Here is an 18379-nt window from a genome sequence, read left to right on the forward strand (position 1 = left end):
TGAGGGCCGCGAGGCTCGCTTCGCAGACTGTCCGTTTTCGACCGGCGCGTCCGCAAGGATGAGCCGATGGAGTTGGTACGATGAAGATCCGCAATTCGCTGAAGTCGCTGCGCGCGCGCCATCGCGACAACCAGCTGGTGCGCCGCAAGGGCCGCATCTACATCATCAACAAGGTCCAGAAGCGCTTCAAGGCGCGCCAGGGCTGAGCTTTCTCGCGGCCGTGAGGCCGCGCGACGAGCCGGGACTTTGCAAAGCGGGACGCCGTATGGCGTGCCCGCTTTTTGCGTTGCCTCGCCGGGGCGTGATTTGACGTCCGGGGCAGGCGGACTACATTCCATTCCATGAGCGCATTCCGCATCGGCTCCGTTTTCCTGGCTCTGGCGCTGACGTCCGCGGGGGCGATGGCGCAGGCCACGCCGCCGCAGCGGCCGGGCGCGCTCGCGCCCTCGGACAAGATGGAGAATCCGTCGGAGCCGCCAGCGCCTGCCGCACGCACGCCTGCCGCGACGCTCGATCGGCTGTTCCAGCGGCTGCATGATGCGAAGTCGCCGGAGGAAGCGAAGGGCGTCGCCAGCCTGATCCAACGGCGCTGGGCACGCTCGGGCTCCGATACGGCCGATCTGCTGATGACGCGGGCGCAAGAGGCGCTCAAGGCCAAGCAGACGGAGCTGGCGATCGAGCTGCTCGATCGCGTCGTCAGCCTGCAGCCCGACTGGGCCGAGGCCTGGAACCAGCGGGCCAACGCGCTCTACATCGCCGGCGATCCGATCCGCTCGATGGTCGATATCGGCGAGGCGCTGAAGCGCGAGCCCCGCCATTACGGTGCGATGATGGGCCTGGGGATCATCCTGCGCCAGCAGGGCGACGACAAGGCGGCGATGGTCGCCTTCCGCAAGGCGCTCGAGGTCTACCCCGAGTTCGAGGCGGTGAAGAAGGCCGTCGATTCCCTGCGATACGAAGTCGACGGGCGCGATACCTGAGGCGTGCCGGCGTCGTCTGCCGGCAGCGCCTGGACGCCTCTGTAAGCCAGCAACCCGTCGCCGGGTGAAAGCCCTCAGGCTTTCGCGACGTGCTCCTGCGCGACGAAGGCGATGCGGACCATATTGGTCGCGCCCGGCGTGCCGAAGGGGACACCGGCGACGACGATGACGCGATCGCCGAGCTTGGCATAGTGCTCGCGCACCGCGAACTTGCAGGCCCGGAACGCCATGTCGTCGGCGTCGCTCGCATCCTTGGTGACGATGGCGTGGACGCCCCAGACCAGCGTGAGCCGGCGCGCCGTGGCGCGGTTCGGGGTGAGCGCGATCACCGTCGAATTCGGCCGCTCGCGGGCGATGCGGAAGGCGGTCGAGCCAGACGAGGTCCAGGCGCAGATCGCCTTGACGTTGAGCGCCTCGGAGATCTCGTGGGCCGCCTTGGCGATGGCGTCGGCGCCTGTGGCTTCCGGCTCCGCCTGCTGCGCTTCGAGGATCGAGCGATAGACGGTGTCGCCCTCCACCTCCTCGGCGATGCGGTTCATCATCGCCACCGCCTCGACGGGATATTGGCCGGCTGCGCTTTCGGCCGAGAGCATCACGGCATCGGCGCCCTCGAAAACCGCAGTGGCGACATCGGAAACCTCGGCCCGGGTCGGCACCGGGCTCGTGATCATGCTTTCGAGCATCTGCGTCGCGACCACGACGGGCTTGCCCTTGAGCCGGGCCAGGCGGGTGATGCGCTTCTGCGTCCCAGGCACCTTCTCGATCGGCATCTCGACGCCGAGATCGCCGCGCGCGACCATCAGGGCATCGGAAGCGTCGATGATTTCCTCCAGTCGGGCGACTGCCTGCGGCTTCTCAATCTTGGCCAGCACCAGCGCCCGGCCACGCACGATCTTGCGCAGCTCCGCCATGTCCTCGGGCCGCTGCACGAAGGAGAGCGCAATCCAGTCGACGCCGACCTCGGCCGCGACCTCGGCATCGGCGCGGTCCTTCTCCGTCATGGCCGAGACGGCGATGGTGGTGTCGGGCAGGCTCACGCCCTTGCGCGAGGACAGCCGGCCGCCGACCAGCACCTTGGTCACGGCCTGCTTCGGCGTCGCCGTCTCGACGACAAGGCGCAGCTTGCCGTCATCGAGAATGAGATGGTGGCCAGGCTCGAGCGCACTCAGGATCTCGGGGTGGGGCAGGTGGACGCGCTTGGCGTCGCCCGGAGCCGGGTCTGAATCGAGGATGAAGCGCGCGCCCTTCTCCAGCAGCGCGCCGCCGTCACCACCGAACTGGCCGACGCGCAGCTTCGGTCCCTGGAGGTCGGCGAGGATGCCGACCGGCCGGCGGAACTTCGTTTCCAGCCCGCGCAGCATCGCGATCTTCTCACTGAGCGTTTCGCGCTGGGTATGGCTCATATTGATGCGGAAGACGTCGACGCCGGCCTCGAACAGCTTGGCGCACATCTCCTCGGTCGCGGAGGCGGGCCCCAGCGTGGCAATGATCTTGATCCGGCGTTCGCGCTTCATCGTTTTCCCCTGCGGCGGGCTCGTGCCTGCCGCCATTCTCTCGTTCTTGTCCGCTTCAGCCTGGCCTCAGGGCCGGGGCGGAGGCGGAGGTCCGCCAGTGGTATCGGTGAGCTGGATGGTCCAGCTCTTCTGTTCGCCGGTGTCGACCTCGAAGAAGCCGGCGCGGTCATAGCCGCGCGCCAGGCAATCCTCGATGCCGCGAATCGTGAATTCCTTGTTGCGCACGCACATGACGGATTTTCCCGTCCATTCGCCACCTTTGTCATAGTCGACGGCATGCACATAGTAATACCGCGCTGCGAGCGTGCCGCGTAGCAGCGTCTCACAGCCGCGCGGGCTGATGTTCCACCAGCCCTCGGTCGTCCAGCCCTGCGCGTCGCGATAGCCGATGGCGACCCCGACACGGCTGGAGGTGGTGTTGCACATGCGCAGATCCGCCTTCGCCGGCAGCGCCCCCAGAAGCAGGAAGGCGCCACAGGCGGCGATCAGACAGGCGGCCGTTCGAGGATATCCCGGCATTCTCACGGTTCGATCAGGATGACACGGCAGTCGTTGACATTGGTCAGGGTCGGTCCCGGCTGCAGCAAATCGCCGAGCGCCTCGAAGAAGCCGGTCGAATCGTTGTCGGCGAGGGATCGGGCAGGATCAAGGCCGATCGCGGCGGCTCGCGTCAAGCTCTGGGGATCGACGATGGCGCCGGCAGGGTCGGTCGCCTCGCCGCCGCCGCCATCTGTCCCGTCGGTGTCGCCGGCGAGCGCAACGATGCCGGGCTCGCCGGCGAGCGCGATGGCGAGGGCCAGAGCATATTCCTGGCTGGGGCCACCGCGGCCGGAGCCGCGCAAGGTCACGGTGAGTTCGCCGCCGGACAAGATGGCGGCGCGGCGGCCTTCCGCCTTCAGGCGCTTCGCCATCTGCGCATGGGCTGCGGCGACCTCGCGCGCCTCGCCTTCGAGATCGGGGCCGAGGTCAATCACCTCGTAGCCGGCCTTCTGCGCCGTGGCGCGGGCGGTGGCGAGCGCATCGGCCGGGCGGGCGATGATGCGGTATTCGCTGTTGGCGAAGGCCGGGTGGCCAGGTTTCGGCGTCTCGCTGGCGTCGTCGTCGAGCAGGGCGCGAGCGGCCGGCGGCAGGTCGAGCTTGTAACGGGCGACGATGGCGCGGGCATCGGCCATCGTGCTCGGATCGGGAATGGTCGGGCCAGAAGCGATCGCGGCCGGGTCGTCGCCGGGCACGTCCGAGATGGCGAGCGTGAGCAGCCTCGCCGGTGACGCGGCCAGCGCGAGCCGGCCGCCCTTGATGCGCGAGAGCCGCTTGCGGACGATGTTCATCTCGCCGATCGGCGCGCCGGAGCGCAGCAGCGCCTTGGTCACGGCCTGCTTCTCGGCGAGCGTGAGCTCTCCGGCGGGCGCGACCCAGTTGGCCGAGCCGCCGCCGGAAAGCAGGACGAGAACGAGGTCGTCGACGGTGGCGGAGGCGGCGAGCTCGAGCGCACGGCGAGCGCTGTCGACGCTGCCCTGATCCGGAACAGGGTGGCCGGCTGCGATCATCGGGATCTGCCGGGTCGGAGCGGTGTATCCGTGGCGGGCGACGGCGTGGCCGACGAGCCGGTCGGGCGGCAGGCTGCCGTCGAGATAATGCGCTTCGGCCAGGGCGGTCATGCTGCCCGCGGCCTTGCCGGCGGCCAGCAGAATGAGGCGGCCACGCGTGGGGGCGGGCGGCAAATGCGGCACCAGGCAGCCGGCGGGATGAGCCCGCGCCACGGCGGCGTCATAGATCGCCCGCGCGGTGGCGCGCAGCCCGGAAATGTCGCTGGATGATTGCCGCACGCCGCGCTTCGCCCCTTGCCACCGGTAAAGGCTCGCCGCCGATGAAGCGGCTGTTTCAGCCGAGTCTTAGGCCGGGTGTCGGCCGGCGTCATCTGCCTTTTGGCGATTTAGTCATACTTTTCGAGAGAGCTGCGGCATCGCAACTGTTGAGGACGCGCGCGTTGCGGCTTGACGCGCAGGCCTCATCCGCGCGAACGCTGCCGGCCGAATTTTCAGTTCCCGGAAGGATATGAGATGGACGATCCGGTTCAGGGCGATCAGCTCAAGAGCATCGTCGAGCGCATCGAGCGGCTCGAGGAAGAGAAGAAGACGATCGCCGACGACATCAAGGAAGTCTATGCCGAGGCCAAGGGCAACGGCTACGACGTCAAGGTGCTGCGCAAGGTCGTGGCACTGCGCAAGCGCGACCTCGACGAGCGCAAGGAGGAGGAGGCGATCCTCGACCTCTACCTGCAGGCGGTCGGCGAGACGGCCTGAGCGCGTCGGATCAGACGAACAAAAAAGCCCTGCACCAGTGAGCGGTGCAGGGCTTTTTCTTTGTCCGAAGGTTTGCGTCAGGCGACGGCGGCGAGTTCCGCATTGGCGTTGCGGATCGCTTCCTCGCGAGCCTCGGGGCCGAAAGCGAGCTTCTCGGCACGAACGAAGGTGACGTCGGTGATGCCGACGAAGCCGAGCATCGTCCGCAGATGCGGCTCCTGCGAGTCCATGACCTGCGCCGGCCCGCTGCTGTAGAGGCCGCCGCGGCTCTCGACCACGATGGCGCGCTTGCCCTTGAGCAGGCCCTCGGGGCCGGCTTCGCTGTAGCTGAAGGTGACGCCAGCGCGCAGCACGTAGTCGAACCAGCTCTTCAGCGTCGAGGGAATGCCGAAATTGTACATCGGCGCGCCGATGACGATGGTGTCGGCCGCCTTCAGCTCCTCGACCAGAGCGTTGGAGAGGGCGAGGGCCTCGCGCTGGGCGGGAGTCTCATTGATGCCGGCACGCACGGCAGCCGTGGTCTCCGCGTTCAGATGCGGGACGGGGGTGGCGTCGAGGTCGCGCTCGACGACATGGAGGCCCGGATTCTGGCGGCGCAGGTGGTCGACAGTGCTCTGGACCAGCTGCCTGGACACCGAAGAGGAACCGGAGGCGCTGCTGTTGAGGACGAGGACAGTGGCCATTGATGATGTTTCCCGAAAAGGAGTGATCTCGATGGCGGGCAACATAGTGGTTCACGAATTGAGCCAGAACCCTCATAATGGGCACCAGACTGTTGCATCCAAAGGAACGCTTCATGGCTGAGCTGGACGATATCCGCAGCTTCATCGCCGTGACCGAGACGGGTGGTTTCGGCCGCGCGGCCCAGATCCTCGGCTTGTCGAAATCCATCGTCAGCCGCCGGGTCAGCAAGCTGGAGGAGGAGCTAGGAGCCCGGCTGCTCAGCCGGACGACGCGTGGAGTGAGTCCGACCGAGGCCGGCATCGAGTTCAAGGCGCGCAGCGAGCGCATCCTGGCGGAGCTGGAGGAAGCGCGCGAGGCGGTTGCGCAGCAGGCGGGCGGCGTCGCCGGTCGTCTGCGGATCGCGATGCCGCTGACCTTCGGCAACCGCCATGTCGCGCCGCTGCTGCGGGAGCTGGCGCTCCGCTACCCGCGGCTCGAGCTCGACGTGCATGCCAGCGACCAGTACGTGGATTTGATCGGCGAGCGCTTTGATGTGGCGATCCGGATCGGGACGTTGAAGGATTCGAGCCTGATCGCCCGGCGCATCGCCCCGGTCCATGCCACCGTCCTCGGCAGCCCCGCCTATTTCGCCCGCAAGGGGCGCCCCGAGACGCCGCAGGACCTCGTCCAGCATGATTGCCTGCTCCATACGGGGGCATCCGAGCAGGAATGGACGTTTCGCAGCGGCAAACGCTGGGTCCCGGTTCGCCCGCCGGGCCGATTGCGTTCGGACAGCGGAGAGACCTTGCTCGAATGGGCCGTGGCGGGCCTTGGTCTGGTTGTCTTGCCCAATTTCCTGGCCTCGGATGCGATCCGCGCCGAGCAGCTTCAGCACGTGCTGCTGGATTACCCGATGCCGACACGTGGCCTCTATGTCGTGCGCCCGCCCGGTGCCTTCGTCCCGGGGAAGGTCCGCGTGCTGACCGACCTCCTGGTCGAGCGCTTCGGCGGCACGCCCTATTGGGATCCGTGCCAGATCGCGATGCAGGAACGAGGGCTCTCTCTGGAGGCGCCCTGGGACAAGCCGGGCGAAACCAGCGCAGCCGAGGAACTTCCGGAGCATCAGCCGGCGTGATCCGCGACATCACGCGATTTCGCGTGGCTTTCCTGGCTGTATCCGGCAGGCTCTCGTCATCTCACGGGAGGATCATCGGATGCTGCTGGTCGGAATGCTCGACAGCCCCTATGTGCGCCGCGCCGCCATCACAGGGACGCTGCTGGACGTCGCCTTCGAGCACCGCTCGGTTTCGGTGTTCAGGCACATGGATGCCTTCCGGGCGATCAACCCGCTGATCAAGGCGCCGAGCCTCGTCACTGACGACGGCATCGTCATCAGCGAATCCCTGCTGATCATCCAGCATTTCGAGGATCTTGCCGGCCGTTCACTCCGGCCGGTCGAGCGAGTCTCGCGCGAGCGCGATCTGTCGCTGACCGGCATCGGCATCGTCGCTGCCGACAAGGCGGTGGCGGTCGAATACGAGCGCAAGCGCCCGGAGGCGCAGCGCTACGCCCCCTGGCAGGAGCGCATCGTCGCCCAGCTCCACACGGCGCTCGATCTGCTCGACGCCGCGGCTGCCGAAGGTGCGTTGACGGCCGGGCCGGAACTGCTGCCGAGCGACATCGCGGCCGCGATCGCCTGGGGCTTCTGCCGCTTCGTGATCCCGGAATTCGCACCGGAGGAGCGTTGGCCGTCGCTGGCGGCGCAGGCGCGGGCCTGCGAGGCGCTCGACGCCTTCAAGGCCTGGCCGATCGACAAGGAGTAGAGCGCGCCGGGAGGCGCTCAGTTCTGGACGTAGTTCGTCGGGAGCGGGCGCACGGCGGGGCCGGTGAAGGCGCCGGGCTTGGCGTCGACGGGCTCGGCGTGGCTGAACCCGAGGGCCGCGGCCGGGCTCGGGCCGGCGATCGGCGCGGCCGAGGGCGTGGCCGTCCGGGCGCGGGCCGTGGCCACGGTGACCGGCTTGCCCGGGCTGCGCACTGGCCGGGCGGCCGTCGCGAACAACGCCTCGAGGCCGTTGCGGTCCATGCCGACGGGCTCGGCTACCTCATCCGGTTCCGTCGCAGCAACCGGGATCGAACGCTGCGTCGCGGTGGTGAAGCTGGCGCCGGCCTCGCGCGGCCGGATCGGCGGCAGGCTCGCCGTGACGAGGGTGCCTTCGGTCGGCTGGGAGGCGATGCCGGTCCCGTCGGTCGGCCTGAGGGCGGCGAGCGCCGCATCGGCCAGGGCAGTCGGTCGGATGGGGGGCAGTGGCGCGCTCGTCGGCGTTCCGGCGACGACGAGGCTTTCCGGGGCTTCCATCGCGTCGGGCCGGCGCGGCGGCAACGAAGCGAGGACGAGCCTCTGGTCGGTGCCGGCTCCGGTCTGGGCAAAGGCGAGCGGCCCGGCGGCGCCGGGCAGCGCGGCGACCTGCACCGCGCCGTCTTCGCCCGGCAGGCTCAGGCCGCGCGGGCGGGCGAGCGGCAAGGGCGCGTCAATCAATTGCGGGCGGCTTTCGGCCGGGTTCGGCTGCGGTGGTGGCGCGGCGGCCGCGGCGACGGGGGGCGGTGCGGCAGCCGGCTGCGGCTGCGGAGCGACCGGTTGCGCGGCGAGGCGCTCCGAGCGCTCGCGGGCAATGGCCTGCACGGTCGGGTTCGGCGCGACGGCAACGGCGAAGCGACCGCCGTCGCTGGCGTTGCCGTCGAGATAGCCGGAATTGGCATAGGCCATAACGGTTGGCTGCTGGCGCGGAGCACCGCGGCGGCCGCGGGCCGGCCGGGCATCGACCTCTTCATCGTCGCCGCCGAAGAGTGAGGCCCACAGGCTCTTGCCGCCGGTCGCCTGGACAGCGCCCTCATCGGCATCGGCGACCGCATAGCCGGCGACTGCGCCGCCACCGGACAAAATCTCGGCCTTGGCGAGTTCATAGCCCGCCAGCGGATGGCCGTCGGCAGGGATGTGCACGGTCTTCTGGTCCGGGAACAGCCGCACCAGCTGGTCGCGGGTCATGCGCGGCCAGGAGCGAACCGAGCCGACATCGAGATGCACGAAGGGGGTGTGGGCGTTCGGGTAGAAGCCGACGCCGCCGCGCTGCAGCCGCATGCCGATCTCGCGGATGCGGGCAGTCGGCACGTCGGGGAGATAGAAATCCATCGCCTTGCCCAGCATGTGCTGGCTGTGCTTGGCGACCGCGCGGGACCGGCGGCGCAGCATGGCGTTGGTGTTGGGAGAACGATAGGCGGAAACGACGTGGAAGGGCTGCTCGGAGCCGAGCTGGCGCTGCACCTCCCAGACGACGTCGAACAGGCGCGGGTCCATGCGGATCGGCTCGTCGCTGCGCCAGTCACGCAGCGCCCAGTTCAGCTTCTCCAGCGCCGAGGAGACATAGCGACCATCCTGCTTGAAGGTGACGGTCGTCTCCTCCTTGGTATGCATATGCATGATGGTGATGGTGCGGGTGTCGCCATTGGCGACGGCATTCTGCGTGCCGCGGATGCCGAGCAGGAAGGCGGCCACCGCGAGGCCGAGCGTCGCGACGCGATGGCGGGCTGGCTTCGAGCCGAGACGCAACCAACCCGGAATCGTGGCGTTTATCCTGCCCAATCTGCCTGACCCGTCTCGGTGCCCCCGCCGAAGCGGCGCGTTAACGTGAACGAACAGTTGCGGAGAAGCGTTAACGACTCGTTAGCAAGCCGCAAATCGCCGCGCCAGGAAACTCTGGAATGCGTTGGCTAAGGAGGAATCGTGGCAAAAAGGTGCCCGAACCCATGCTGGTGCCTTATTTCAACAGCCCGTTTCCGCATTCGGCGACCTCGACCCGTCGTTCCGGCGGCCGAATTGGCCTTGAAGGATCAAGGTTCCGACGGTCGAGCAGGGCCTTCAGCCCTGCTGTTCCAGCGCCTGCCGCACGAGGCGGTGGAAGCCGTAGACGTCGTCGAAGCGGGTGATGTGACCGTCGGCGCCGACGACGATGGTGTTGTAGACAAGATGGATCGGCAGCGGCTGCGGCAGGTTGATGCGACGCTCGCCCTTGCCGATCAGCTTCTTCAGCCGCTCGCTCGTCCAGTCCGGTCCGAGAACCTGGTCCGCCAGCGCGAAGGGGTTCTCGACGCGCACGCAGCCATGGCTGAAGGCACGCTTGTCGGCCGCGAAGAGCCGGCGGCTCGGCGTGTCGTGCAGGTAGACCGCATGCTCGTTCGGGAACATGAACTTGATCCAGCCGAGCGCGTTGCGCTCCCCCGGCGGCTGGCGCACCGAGATGCCGCCGCCCTTGGTGCGGGTGACGATGTAGCCGCGCTTGGCCGCATAGTCCGGATCGGCGGCGAGGCCGGGCAGGAATTCCTTCTTCAGGATCGAGGGCGGCACGTACCAGGACGGGTTGACGATGACGTGGTCCATCTTGTGCGAGAAGATGGGGGTCGCCGAGTCTGGCTTGCCGATGACCGCACGGGCTTCATGGATCACCTGGCCGTTGCGGATCACGCGCACGCGCATCTCCGGCACGTTGACCATGATGTGCTTGGCGCCGAGGTCCGGCGGCAGCCAGCGCCAGCGCTCCATCTGGGCGATGATGTCTTCTTCGCCGCGGGCCGTCGCCGGCTTCCCGAGCGCGGCAATGGTGCGCTCGCTGAGGATACCGTTGGCGGGCAGGCCCGCCTTCTTCTGGAAATCGGCCAGGGCGAGCGAGGTCGAGCGGTCGAAGACCGAATCGTCGCTGGGGCCGAGGCCGAGGCGGGCCCGCACCAGCGGCACGCGCTCGTCGCGCATGCCGAGCTTGAGCGTCGGCCCGGCCGGGATGCGCACCAGCGGCGTGTCGTCGAGATGCTCGCGCAATTCGGCGAGCTTGGCCTTGAGGCGTCGGTATTGTTCGTGCGGCGGGTTGTAGGCGGCGAGTACCTTGCCTGCGTCGGTGGCGCCGGCGAGCTCGGAGAGCACTTCCGTGGCCGAGGGCAGATAGAGCGTCGGCGTGATCAGCTTGGAAAGCCGGCGCGGATCGAGCCGGCCGCCGCGTGCGTCGCGGGCATAGAGCACGGCGAGCGCCGAGAGCCGGACGTCGGCTGCCGCGAGCTTGGCCTTGTCGCTCAGCTCGAAGACGGGAAGGGTGTAGTCGCCGGGGCGCAGCCCGTCATCGGCGGCGCGCTCGAGCTGCGCGACGATGTGCTTGCCGGCGGCGGTCCAGCCCTTGGCGTCGATCCAGAAGGGGCGGTTCTCATTGGCCTGATAGGCGGCAATGATCTCGTTGCGCTCGCGCTCGCCGAGGCGACGGACGGCGACGGCCTCGCCTGCCTGCGCGGCGATGTCGGCAGCGAATTCGAGGCCGGGCGGAACCGTGATCACCACCTTCGGCATCTCAGGCGGCGGCACCAGCGATTCGATCGCCTGCAGCGGGCCGGGCGCGGCCTCGGCCGGGGGCGTCGTCACCGAGGCCGGCACGACCGTTTCCGGGGCCGGCTGGGCCGGAGCAGCCTGGACGGGGGCCGTTTCGGCAGGGGTGGGCGCCGGTTCCGAGGATTTCGAGGCAGGGACCAGTGCGGGATCCAGCGCCGGCATGTCCACCGGCGGGATGTCGAGCGCGACTGGCTCTTCTTCCTTCTCGATGGGGGCGGTGGCGTCGATTTCGGCGGTGCCGCGAAGCTTAGCGCTGCTTGCGACGGTGCCGGTCACGATCTCGCGTTCGGGGGCCGGGTCGGCGGTCGCTGTCGGCTGGCCGGTCGGGGCCGGCTTCTCGCTGTCAAGCAGCTTGAGCTGCGGCGTCTCGGGCAGCGGCACGCCGGTCGTCGGATCGGTAGCGAGAGGGCCTTCGGCAAGCACCGGAGCGCAGCTCAGCATGATGGCCAGGGCAGATGCCGAGGTCAGGTTCGCCCAGTGGCGACGAGGCATAGTCGCGTTCCCGATAAATGCCGGATCACGCCCATTCCTGCGTGACTCGGTTGGCTTCGACAAGATGCGGCGGCGCAACAGGCCGCCGCTTTCGATTGGTCGCGGCTCAGGCCGCGTCGGTTTCCTCAGGGGGGCTCTCGCTCTCGATCAGCCCGTAATCCTTGAGCTTTCGGTAGAGGGTCGAGCGGCCGATGCCGAGCTTGCGCGAGACCTCGGACATGTGCCCGCGGTAATGCGCCAGCGCGAAGGTGATGATCTCGCGCTCCAGCTCGTCGAGCTTGCGCATGTCGGAGCCGGAGACGAGCTCGAGCGAGTTCGGATCGCGCACCGGCATGTGGATGATGCGTGGCGGAGCCTCGGCCCGCGCCTCGGCCGGACCGAGCTGGGCCGGCGCTGCCGGAATGCGGACGTCGTAGCCTTCCATCTGCGCCGCGACCTGCGGGAATTCGGCGATGCCGAGCTCGGGGCCGTCCGCCAGGACCACGGCGCGGAACATCGCGTTCTCGAGTTGGCGGACATTGCCCGGCCAGTCATAGCTCGCGACCAGCGTCATCGCCTCGTCGGTGATGCCACCGAGCTTCTTGCCTTCCTCGGCGGCGAAGCGGGCGAGGAAGCCACGGGCGAGGTCGGGGATATCCTCGCGGCGCTGGCGCAGCGGCGGCAGCGTGATCGGGAAGACGTTGAGGCGGTAATACAGGTCCTCGCGGAACTCGCCGCGCTTCACTTGGTCGAGCAGGCTCTTGTTGGTGGCCGAGATGACGCGGATGTCGACTCGCACCGATTTCTTGCCGCCGACAGGATCGACTTCGCTCTCCTGGATGGCGCGCAGCAGCTTGACCTGCGCATCGAGCGGCAGTTCTCCGACTTCGTCGAGGAAGAGCGTGCCGCCATTGGCCTCGACGAACTTGCCGAGGTGGCGCTCGGTCGCGCCGGTGAAGGCGCCTTTTTCATGGCCGAAGAGGATGGATTCGACGAGGTTGTGCGGGATCGCGCCGCAATTGACCGTGACGAAGGGTTTGCCCTTGCGGTCGCTGGAACCCTGGATCGCGCGGGCCAGAACCTCCTTGCCGACGCCGGATTCGCCTTCGATCAGGATCGGGATGTTCGATTTCGCCGCGCGTTCGGCGAGGCGCACGACGCGGCCCATGTCGGGGCTCTTGGTCGCGAGGTCGCGGAAGCCGAGCGTGTTCGAGGCGCGGCGCTTGATGTGGCGCAGCTCGTGTTCGAGGGCGCCGAGCTTCAGCGCGTTCTTAAGCGAGACCTGGAGGCGCTCGGCACCGACGGGCTTGACTACGAAATCGACCGCACCGGCGCGCATCGCCGCAACCACCGTCTCGATGGAGCCGTTGGCCGTCTGCACGATGACGGGTTTGCCGATCTCGCGCTCGCGCAATGCGGCGAGCACGCCCATGCCGTCGAGCCCCGGCATGTTGAGGTCGAGCACGATGGCGTCGATCGCGTCACCCTCCGGCCCGGTCAACAAGGTGACGGCCGCCTGGCCGTCCTCGACCACCGCGACGCCATAGCCGAAGCGCTTGAGCATCGCGTCGAGCAGGCGGCGCTGGACGGGATCATCATCGACGACGAGGACGGTGGCGGTCATGACACCTCGAAAGACGGCGCAATAGGAAAGAAAGGCTTGGCTCCAGAGGAATCGCCTGTTCCGTTCTGGGGCATCGTCGGCCAGAAGGGTTAAGCGGGGTTTAAACCCGTCGCGCGGGGGCGGCCATCGGGCGGTGCGACCGAATGCCCGAGATTGATCCCCGGACCGCCGCCGGCCTAAGTGATAGCAAACCCGATGCGGCGAGACGGAGAGAGCATGCTGTTCCAGATGATGCGAGTCCAGACGATTCACGGCCAGGCTGCGGCGCAGAGCGGTGGTGCGGCCACCGATAAGGCGCTTGGCGATCTGCCGGAATGGAATCTGGACGATCTCTACCCAGGCATCGAATCCGCCGCCTTCCGAGGCGATCTCGAGCGAGCCTTCACCGAGGCGCAGGCACTGGCCGGGCGCTATCGCGGCAAGCTCGCGGAATTGGCGGGGCAGCCCGATGGCAGCGCCCGGCTCGCCGAGGCGGTGAAGGCCTATGAGAGCCTGAGCGACCTGCTCGGGCGGATCGGCGCCTATGCCGGGCTGGTCTATTCGGGAGATACCACCGATCCGCAGCGCGCCAAGTTCTACGGCGACACGCAGGACAAGCTCAACGCCGCCATCACCGAACTGCTGTTCTTCGAGCTCGAGTTGAACCGGATCGAGCCCGAGCTCATGGCGAAGGTCGCGGCCGAGGCGCCGCTCTCGCATTGGAAGCCCTGGCTCGACGATCTCTCCAAGGACAAGCCGCACCAGCTCGACGACCGGCTGGAAGCGCTCTTCCACGAGAAGTCGATGACGGGCGCGGCCGCCTGGAACCGCCTGTTCGACGAAACCATCGCCGCGCTGCGCTTCGATATGGACGGCGAGGAGCTGACGCTGGAGCTGACGCTCAACAAATTGCAGGACGCCGATGGCGAGGTGCGCCGCAAGGCAGCCGAGGCGCTGAGCAAGGTCTTCCGCAAGGAGCTGCGTACCTTCGCGCTGATCACCAATACGCTTGCCAAGGACAAGGAGATCTCGGATCGCTGGCGCAAATTCGAGGATGTCGCGGATTCGCGCCATCTGGCGAACAGGGTCGAGCGCGAGGTCGTGGATGCCCTTGTTTCCGCGGTGCGCGAGGCCTATCCGCGCCTGTCACATCGCTATTATCGCCTGAAGGCCAAGTGGTTCGGCCGCGACGCGCTCGACTTCTGGGATCGCAATGCGCCGTTGCCGGAGGTCGCGCAGCGCACCATTCCCTGGAACGAGGCGCGCGACACCGTGCTCTCGGCCTATGGCGCCTTCTCGCCGAAGATGGCGGAGATCGCCAAGCGCTTCTTCGACGATCGCTGGATCGACGCGCCGCCGCGTCCGGGCAAGGCACCGGGCGCCTTCGCGCATCCCACCGTGCCGTCGGCACATCCCTATGTGCTGCTGAACTACCAGGGCAAGCCGCGCGACGTAATGACCTTGGCGCATGAGCTCGGCCATGGCGTGCATCAGGTCCTGGCCGCACCGAACGGGGCGCTGATGGCGCCGACGCCGCTGACGCTGGCCGAGACGGCGAGCGTCTTCGGCGAGATGCTGACCTTCCGCCGCCTGCTCGACGGCACGACCGACCCGAAGCAGCGTAAGGCGATGCTGGCGGCCAAGGTCGAGGACATGATCAATACGGTCGTGCGCCAGATCGCCTTCTACTCCTTCGAGCGCAAGGTGCATGAGGCGCGCCGGCAGGGCGAGCTGACGGCCGAGGCGCTGTGCGATCTCTGGATGGGCGTGCAGGCGGAAAGCCTCGGGCCGGCGATCCGGCTGTCGAGCGGGTACGAGCCGTTCTGGTGCTACATCCCGCACTTCATCCACTCGCCCTTCTATGTCTACGCCTACGCCTTCGGCGATTGCCTGGTGAACTCGCTCTATGGCGTCTATCAGAGCGCGGCCGAGGGCTTCCAGGACCGCTATTTCGCCTTGCTCTCGGCCGGGGGCAGCAAGCCCTATTCGGAGCTGCTGAAGCCGTTCGGGCTCGATGCGAAGGATCCCGGCTTCTGGCAGATCGGCCTGAAGATGATCGAGGGGATGATCATCGAGCTGGAAGGGATGGAGTGAGGCGCGAGGAGCCCTCTCCTGGACGGAGAGGGCTCCTGCCTGGATCGCCTCAGAACTGCACCCTCAAGCCCACCTGCGAAACATTCGCGGTGTAGTCCGAGCCTGGCGCCGTCGAATTCAGCCGCTCATGGGTGAAGCTCGCGCGGATCGCGAAGGTGCGGGTCAGCTTGTATTCGAGCCGTGCGCCGACATTCATGAAGTCCTCGCGCAGGCCCTGGCCCTCATATTCCGTGCGGCTGAAATTGGTGAAGCCGGTGACGGTGAGGTTGCGGCGCAGCGCATGCGCGACCTCGAGCGTGGCGCGGCGAACCGTGGTTCCGGACGAGCCGGCGATGGTGGTGTCGCCGAGCTCGGCGGTGCCGCGCAGCGTCACCGTGGTCAGCGGCGTCGGTGACCACAGGATCGAGGCGTCGCCGACGAAGCCGCGCAGATCCTTCAGCCGTGTATCCTCGTAGCGGCGGTTCTGGTAGCCGCCGGAAAGTTCGCCCGTGAGCTGCCGGCTGATCTCGAAGGTCGAGCCGAGCTTGGCGGTGATGCCGTCCGATGAGCGCATATAGCCGCTCGCATCGGTCTTCTCGTCAAAATCGCGCCGGTCGATCTCGGCCTGGACGAAAGGCCGGATGCCGGGCGTGATCTCATAGGCCGCGCGCAGGCGCAGGCCGTAATCGGTCATATTCCTGTCCTTCTGGGACAGGATCGCGCCGTTGCTGAGCCTGGCGTCTTCGTAATCGCTACGGTCGACCGAGCCGCGCAAGGTGAGCTGCAGCCGGTTGAAATCATGGGTGACGCCGGCCGAGCCGCCATATTGCCAGACCTGCGGGCGACCCCGGACATTCGCGTTGAGATCGGGCGAGCCGGGACGCTGCGTGTCGAGATTGAGCCGCGATTCGAGCAGGATGCGGGTGTCGCGCGTCGCATCGAGCCTGAGGTCGAGATTGCCCTGGGCATCGGGGCGGGAAGCCTCGGGATTGCGGAAGAAGTCGCTGTAGCCACCGCGAAGCCGGCCGGTGAGCTCGTGCACGTTCCAGTCGGACTGGACCTCGAGCTCGCCCTCGTAGCGGCCGAAGGCCGAGCCCTTGGCGCCGGCCGCCGCGCTGCGCTGCGGATTGGTGTCGAAGCCGATGGAGCTGGTGATGGACGGTTTCAGCGTGATCGAGCCGACCCGGACGCCGAGTGCGGCCCAGGGATCTTCCTCGGCGGCCGAGCGGCGGCGCGGCGGGGGAGTCGCGGGCGGGGTCGGCGGCGGCAGGGTCGCGACAGTCGGTGGCGGCGGTCGGAACTGGCGCTGCGTGACGCCGCGCAGCGCTGGCGCCTGCACCGGCCCGCTGGCGCGCGGCGGCTGGCGCGACGAGACGGCGGAGCTCTGGCCCTGGATGAGCGAGGCCGGGTCGCGGATCGCCTGCGGATCGGCCGAGGCCGGGGCGAGCGCGGGATCGGGCGCCGCCGGTGTCTGGGCGATGTAGCTCGGCGTTCCGGTCCTGAGGCCGTTGCGTGGCGCCTGCTGCGCGTTTGCCGGCAGGCAGCCGAGCGCCAGCCCCGCCAGCGCGGAGCCGGACATCAGCAGGATCTTCGCGCGGCCGGACACGGGCTTCGCAGGGCTCCAGGATCGCAAACGGGCGTCAATGACGGGGCATGCGCCCGCGGAAGGGCGCATGGTTAATGGAGTTAGAACGAACAGGGTTAAGGAGCCGTCAACGCGTAGCTCACAACAGTTGCGATGGTGGAAATCCCGCGAGGCTCCGTGCTAAAGCGCGCGCCATGACCGACGATATCCGCGCCTCGGCGCTTCGCACCATCGCCACGGAACGAGCCGGGCTCGACGTGCTCCACAGCGCACTCGACGATGCGCTCGGCCGGCCCTTCGCCGAGGCGGTGGCGATGATCCGGGGCGCGAGCGGGCGCGTGATCGTTTCCGGCATGGGCAAGTCCGGCCATGTCGGGCGCAAGCTCGCTGCGACGCTGGCCTCGACGGGCACACCCGCTCATTTCGTCCATCCGGCCGAGGCGAGCCATGGCGACCTCGGCATGGTGCAGCCCGAGGATGTGGTGATCGCATTGTCCTGGTCGGGCGAGGCGGCGGAACTTGCCGCGCTCGTCGGTTATACGCGCCGCTTTCGCGTCGGGCTGATCGCCATCACCGCCAATGCCGAGAGTACGCTGGGCAAGGAGGCGGATATCGCATTGGTGCTGCCCAAGGCGGCGGAGGCTTGCCCGAATGGGCTCGCGCCCACCACCTCGACGACGATGCAGATCGCGCTCGGCGATGCGCTGGCCGTGGCATTGCTGGAAGCGCGCGGCTTCTCGCGGCAGGATTTCTTCGTCTACCACCCAGGCGGCAAGCTTGGCGCGCAGCTCAAGACCGTCGAGAGCATCATGCATCGTGGCGCCGAATTGCCGCTGATCGGGCTCGATACGGCGCTGCCGGACGTGATCGCGATGATCTCGCAGAAGAGCTTCGGTTGCGCGATCGTGATGGATATCGACGGCAGGCTCGCCGGGGTTGTCACCGATGGCGACCTGCGCCGCAAGGCGACGATGGCGGGCGGTGCCGCGCTCAGGGCGCGCGACATCATGACCGCCGATCCACGCCGCGTGCGCCCCGACGCGCTTGCCGTCGAGGCGCTCGAACTGGTCAATCGCAGCCGGATCACGGCCTTGATCGTTGCCGATTCGGATGAGCGCCCGGTTGGACTCGTCCATGTCCACGACCTGCTGGCGATGGGCGTCGCCTGACCGGGCTTGCGCCCAGAACAGCCGCAACTATCTAAAGCTCCAGAAGCTATAGCTTTGGAGGTTGCGATGGCCGTGGCGGAGAGACTGGAACGCGTGATGCCGATTGGCGCGCTGGCGGAGCGGACCGGCGTCAAGATCGAGACCATCCGCTATTACGAGCAGGTCGGGCTTTTGCCGCCGCCGGAGCGTTCCGAAGGCAACCAGCGTCGCTATGGCCGGCGCCATGCCGAGCGGCTCGCCTTCATCAAGCACGCGCGCGATCTCGGCTTCGCCGTCGACAATATCCGCACGCTGCTCAAGCTCTCGGACACGCCTGGCATGGCCTGTGACGAGGCGCATGCGATCTCTGCCACTCATCTCGAAGAGGTGCGGGACAAGATCGCCAAGCTGCGGTCGCTCGAGAAGGAGCTGGAGCGCATCGCCACCACCTGTTCGGGCGGTGTCGCCGCTTGCGACTGCGCCATCATCGAGGCGCTGGCCGATCACGGCCAATGCAACCATGCCCATCATTGAGACGGGACAAGGCCAGAAAATCTGGGCGGCCTCTCGTTTCCGCGTCGAAAAGCCTTAAATAGGGGAGCACCGGACGGCTTCGC

At 67.9% G+C, this 18379-nt stretch carries 15 protein-coding genes and 1 pseudogene; 8 read left to right on the plus strand and 8 right to left on the minus strand.

All coding sequences use genetic code 11. The features are described from left to right. The first annotated feature begins 80 nt into the window (after nucleotides 1–80). Nucleotides 81–206, plus strand: a complete 126-nt coding sequence (ykgO, locus tag CE453_RS04940; protein ID WP_055726794.1) for a type B 50S ribosomal protein L36 — start codon at nucleotides 81–83, stop codon at nucleotides 204–206. A gap of 135 nt (nucleotides 207–341) precedes the next feature. Next, nucleotides 342–980, plus strand: a complete 639-nt coding sequence (locus CE453_RS04945; RefSeq protein WP_089173577.1) for a tetratricopeptide repeat protein — start codon at nucleotides 342–344, stop codon at nucleotides 978–980. A 74-nt stretch (nucleotides 981–1054) separates the two neighbouring features. On the opposite strand, the gene pyk is transcribed toward CE453_RS04945, so the two are convergent. The 3 genes and pseudogenes from pyk to CE453_RS04960 form a co-directional block, all read right to left on the minus strand. Next, nucleotides 1055–2494: a pyruvate kinase gene (gene pyk, locus CE453_RS04950; protein WP_089173578.1), complete on the minus strand. Its 1440-nt coding sequence runs from the start codon at nucleotides 2492–2494 to the stop codon at nucleotides 1055–1057. Nucleotides 2495–2566: 72 nt separating this feature from the next. Next, nucleotides 2567–3013, minus strand: a pseudogene (locus CE453_RS04955) (DUF1036 domain-containing protein); the annotation flags it as partial. Nucleotides 3014–3015: 2 nt separating this feature from the next. Continuing rightward, complete coding sequence (locus CE453_RS04960; RefSeq protein ID WP_089173580.1) at nucleotides 3016–4320, minus strand: glycerate kinase type-2 family protein; 1305 nt, start codon at nucleotides 4318–4320, stop codon at nucleotides 3016–3018. Nucleotides 4321–4554: 234 nt separating this feature from the next. Between CE453_RS04960 and CE453_RS04965 the strand changes: the two genes are divergently transcribed. Beyond that, entirely contained in the window at nucleotides 4555–4797 is a 243-nt protein-coding gene (locus tag CE453_RS04965; protein WP_047574439.1) for a DUF2312 domain-containing protein, read from the plus strand. A 77-nt stretch (nucleotides 4798–4874) separates the two neighbouring features. Here CE453_RS04965 and CE453_RS04970 read toward each other — a convergent pair whose 3' ends face one another. Then, nucleotides 4875–5480, minus strand: coding sequence for an FMN-dependent NADH-azoreductase (locus CE453_RS04970; RefSeq protein ID WP_089173581.1), 606 nt, complete (start codon nucleotides 5478–5480; stop codon nucleotides 4875–4877). A 113-nt stretch (nucleotides 5481–5593) separates the two neighbouring features. On the opposite strand from CE453_RS04970, the gene CE453_RS04975 reads away from it, so the two are divergent. Both CE453_RS04975 and CE453_RS04980 read left to right on the plus strand, forming a co-directional pair. Beyond that, the gene (locus CE453_RS04975; RefSeq protein WP_089177709.1) at nucleotides 5594–6595 is read left to right on the plus strand and encodes a LysR family transcriptional regulator; all 1002 of its coding nucleotides are present in this window, start codon (nucleotides 5594–5596) and stop codon (nucleotides 6593–6595) included. A 79-nt stretch (nucleotides 6596–6674) separates the two neighbouring features. Then, a complete protein-coding gene (locus CE453_RS04980) occupies nucleotides 6675–7283 on the plus strand; it encodes a glutathione S-transferase (protein ID WP_089173582.1) in 609 nt (202 codons plus the stop codon). A gap of 17 nt (nucleotides 7284–7300) precedes the next feature. Here the strand turns inward: CE453_RS04980 and CE453_RS04985 are convergent, their stop codons facing one another. The 3 genes from CE453_RS04985 to CE453_RS04995 all read right to left on the minus strand — a co-directional run bounded on the left by CE453_RS04985 (nucleotide 7301) and on the right by CE453_RS04995 (nucleotide 12977). After that, nucleotides 7301–9064: a peptidoglycan L,D-endopeptidase MepK gene (locus CE453_RS04985; RefSeq protein WP_248307950.1), complete on the minus strand. Its 1764-nt coding sequence runs from the start codon at nucleotides 9062–9064 to the stop codon at nucleotides 7301–7303. 309 nt (nucleotides 9065–9373) lie between these two features. After that, on the minus strand, nucleotides 9374–11374 hold the full coding sequence (locus tag CE453_RS04990; protein WP_089173583.1) for a L,D-transpeptidase family protein: 2001 nt from the start codon (nucleotides 11372–11374) through the stop codon (nucleotides 9374–9376). A 106-nt stretch (nucleotides 11375–11480) separates the two neighbouring features. Continuing rightward, a complete protein-coding gene (locus CE453_RS04995) occupies nucleotides 11481–12977 on the minus strand; it encodes a sigma-54-dependent transcriptional regulator (protein ID WP_089173584.1) in 1497 nt (498 codons plus the stop codon). A gap of 195 nt (nucleotides 12978–13172) precedes the next feature. On the opposite strand from CE453_RS04995, the gene CE453_RS05000 reads away from it, so the two are divergent. Next, on the plus strand, nucleotides 13173–15050 hold the full coding sequence (locus CE453_RS05000; RefSeq protein WP_472840977.1) for a M3 family oligoendopeptidase: 1878 nt from the start codon (nucleotides 13173–13175) through the stop codon (nucleotides 15048–15050). A gap of 49 nt (nucleotides 15051–15099) precedes the next feature. Here CE453_RS05000 and CE453_RS05005 read toward each other — a convergent pair whose 3' ends face one another. Continuing rightward, the gene (locus CE453_RS05005; protein WP_157732903.1) at nucleotides 15100–16635 is read right to left on the minus strand and encodes an outer membrane beta-barrel protein; all 1536 of its coding nucleotides are present in this window, start codon (nucleotides 16633–16635) and stop codon (nucleotides 15100–15102) included. Between the two features lie 173 nt (nucleotides 16636–16808). Here CE453_RS05005 and CE453_RS05010 point away from each other — a divergent pair, with 173 nt between their 5' ends. After that, complete coding sequence (locus CE453_RS05010; protein ID WP_089173587.1) at nucleotides 16809–17783, plus strand: KpsF/GutQ family sugar-phosphate isomerase; 975 nt, start codon at nucleotides 16809–16811, stop codon at nucleotides 17781–17783. Between the two features lie 93 nt (nucleotides 17784–17876). Beyond that, complete coding sequence (locus CE453_RS05015) at nucleotides 17877–18296, plus strand: MerR family transcriptional regulator (protein ID WP_089177711.1); 420 nt, start codon at nucleotides 17877–17879, stop codon at nucleotides 18294–18296. Nucleotides 18297–18379 lie beyond the last annotated feature (83 nt).

It is taken from the genome of Bosea sp. AS-1 (genome assembly GCF_002220095.1).
Lineage (GTDB): Bacteria > Pseudomonadota > Alphaproteobacteria > Rhizobiales > Beijerinckiaceae > Allobosea.